The 3304-nt window shown below is 57.4% G+C and carries 1 rRNA gene; it reads left to right on the forward strand.

Annotation, left to right across the window (positions count from 1 at the left end):
* The first annotated feature begins 152 nt into the window (after positions 1-152).
* Positions 153-3278: ribosomal RNA gene (locus QMK28_RS33540) — 23S ribosomal RNA — on the forward strand.
* Positions 3279-3304 lie beyond the last annotated feature (26 nt).

A 3304-nucleotide genomic window follows, 5' to 3' on the forward strand; every position in this document is an offset into this window, starting at 1 on the left:
GTTCGTTCGGGTCGGGCACGCTGTTGGGTGTCTGAGGGTGCAAGCTTCGCTTGTGTCTTCGGTCGCCGGCCCCGGTGCTCCATCCCTAGCGGGATGGGTGACGGGTGACTGGTCGTTGTTTGAGAACTGCACAGTGGACGCGAGCATCTGTAGGCCAAGTTTTTAAGGGCGCACGGTGGATGCCTTGGCACCAGGAACCGATGAAGGACGTGGGAGGCCGCGATAGGCCCCGGGGAGCTGTCAACCGAGCTTTGATCCGGGGGTGTCCGAATGGGGAAACCCGGCAGTCGTCATGGGCTGTCACCCGCTGCTGAATATATAGGCAGTGTGGAGGGAACGCGGGGAAGTGAAACATCTCAGTACCCGCAGGAAGAGAAAACAACCGTGATTCCGGGAGTAGTGGCGAGCGAAACTGGATGAGGCCAAACCGTAGGCGTGTGATACCCGGCAGGGGTTGCGCTTACGGGGTTGTGGGAGTGCACTGGATCGGTCTGCCGGCTGGTCGGAGAGTCAGAAACCGTATGGATAGGCGAAGGACATGCGAAAGGTCCGGCGTAGAGGGTAAGACCCCCGTAGCTGAAATCTGTACGGCTCTCTTGAGCATTTCCCAAGTAGCACGGGGCCCGAGAAATCCCGTGTGAATCTGGCGGGACCACCCGCTAAGCCTAAATATTCCCTGGTGACCGATAGCGGATAGTACCGTGAGGGAATGGTGAAAAGTACCGCGGGAGCGGAGTGAAATAGTACCTGAAACCGTGTGCCTACAAGCCGTGGGAGCGTCGCTGGGTGTGCTTGCACATTCAGTCGTGACTGCGTGCCTTTTGAAGAATGAGCCTGCGAGTTTGCGGTATGTGGCGAGGTTAACCCGTGTGGGGAAGCCGTAGCGAAAGCGAGTCCGAATAGGGCGTTTGAGTCGCGTGCCCAAGACCCGAAGCGGAGTGATCTAGCCATGGGCAGGTTGAAGCGCGGGTAAGACCGCGTGGAGGACCGAACCCACCAGGGTTGAAAACCTGGGGGATGACCTGTGGTTAGGGGTGAAAGGCCAATCAAACTCCGTGATAGCTGGTTCTCCCCGAAATGCATTTAGGTGCAGCGTCGTGTGTTTCTTGCCGGAGGTAGAGCACTGGATAGGCGATGGGCCCTACCGGGTTACTGACCTTAGCCAAACTCCGAATGCCGGTAAGTGAGAGCGCGGCAGTGAGACTGTGGGGGATAAGCTCCATGGTCGAGAGGGAAACAGCCCAGAGCATCGACTAAGGCCCCTAAGCGTGTGCTAAGTGGGAAAGGATGTGGAGTCGCACAGACAACCAGGAGGTTGGCTTAGAAGCAGCCATCCTTGAAAGAGTGCGTAATAGCTCACTGGTCAAGTGATTCCGCGCCGACAATGTAGCGGGGCTCAAGCACACCGCCGAAGTCGTGTCATTCCAGCATGTACCCCCAACGGGGGCTGGGATGGGTAGGGGAGCGTCGTGTGCCGGGTGAAGCAGCCGCGGAAGCGAGTTGTGGACGGTTCACGAGTGAGAATGCAGGCATGAGTAGCGATACACACGTGAGAAACGTGTGCGCCGATTGACTAAGGGTTCCTGGGTCAAGCTGATCTGCCCAGGGTAAGTCGGGACCTAAGGCGAGGCCGACAGGCGTAGTCGATGGACAACCGGTTGATATTCCGGTACCCGCTTTGAAACGCCCAGTATCGAATCCATTGATGCTAAGGCCGTGAAGCCGTCCTGGAGCCTTCGGGCAAAGGGGAGTGGTGGAGCCGCCGGTCCAAGGTGGTAGTAGGTAAGCGATGGGGTGACGCAGGAAGGTAGTCCAGCCCGGGCGGTGGTAGTCCCGGGGTAAGGGTGTAGCCCGAGAGATAGGCAAATCCGTCTCTCGTTGAAGGGTGAGACCTGATGCCGAGCCGATTGTGGTGAAGTGGATGATCCTATGCTGTCGAGAAAAGCCTCTAGCGAGTTTCATGGCGGCCCGTACCCTAAACCGACTCAGGTGGTCAGGTAGAGAATACCGAGGCGTTCGGGTGAACTATGGTTAAGGAACTCGGCAAAATGCCCCCGTAACTTCGGGAGAAGGGGGGCCATCACTGGTGATGAGTCTTGCACTCTGAGCTGGGGGTGGCCGCAGAGACCAGCGAGAAGCGACTGTTTACTAAAAACACAGGTCCGTGCGAAGCCGTAAGGCGATGTATACGGACTGACGCCTGCCCGGTGCTGGAACGTTAAGGGGACCGGTTAGTGCGCTTTCGGGCGTGCGAAGCTGAGAACTTAAGCGCCAGTAAACGGCGGTGGTAACTATAACCATCCTAAGGTAGCGAAATTCCTTGTCGGGTAAGTTCCGACCTGCACGAATGGCGTAACGACTTCTCGACTGTCTCAACCATAGGCCCGGTGAAATTGCACTACGAGTAAAGATGCTCGTTTCGCGCAGCAGGACGGAAAGACCCCGGGACCTTTACTACAGTTTGATATTGGTGTTCGGTTCGGCTTGTGTAGGATAGGTGGGAGACTGTGAAGCTTGGACGCCAGTTCAGGTGGAGTCGTCGTTGAAATACCACTCTGGTCGTGCTGGATGTCTAACCTGGGTCCGTGATCCGGATCAGGGACAGTGTCTGATGGGTAGTTTAACTGGGGCGGTTGCCTCCTAAAGAGTAACGGAGGCGCCCAAAGGTTCCCTCAGCCTGGTTGGCAATCAGGTGTTGAGTGTAAGTGCACAAGGGAGCTTGACTGTGAGACCGACGGGTCGAGCAGGGACGAAAGTCGGGACTAGTGATCCGGCGGTGGCTTGTGGAAGCGCCGTCGCTCAACGGATAAAAGGTACCCCGGGGATAACAGGCTGATCTTCCCCAAGAGTCCATATCGACGGGATGGTTTGGCACCTCGATGTCGGCTCGTCGCATCCTGGGGCTGGAGTCGGTCCCAAGGGTTGGGCTGTTCGCCCATTAAAGCGGTACGCGAGCTGGGTTTAGAACGTCGTGAGACAGTTCGGTCCCTATCCGCTGCGCGCGCAGGAATATTGAGAAGGGCTGTCCCTAGTACGAGAGGACCGGGACGGACGAACCTCTGGTGTGCCAGTTGTCCTGCCAAGGGCATGGCTGGTTGGCTACGTTCGGAAAGGATAACCGCTGAAAGCATCTAAGCGGGAAGCCTGCTTCGAGATGAGTATTCCCACCCCCTTTGAGGGGTTAAGGCTCCCAGGAGACTACTGGGTTGATAGGCCAGGTGTGGAAGCCCTGTAAGGGGTGGAGCTGACTGGTACTAATAGGCCGAGGGCTTGTCCTCAGTTGCTCGCGTCCACTGTGTAGTTC

The organism is Streptomyces sp. H27-D2 (assembly GCF_035828615.1).
Lineage (GTDB): Bacteria > Actinomycetota > Actinomycetes > Streptomycetales > Streptomycetaceae > Streptomyces.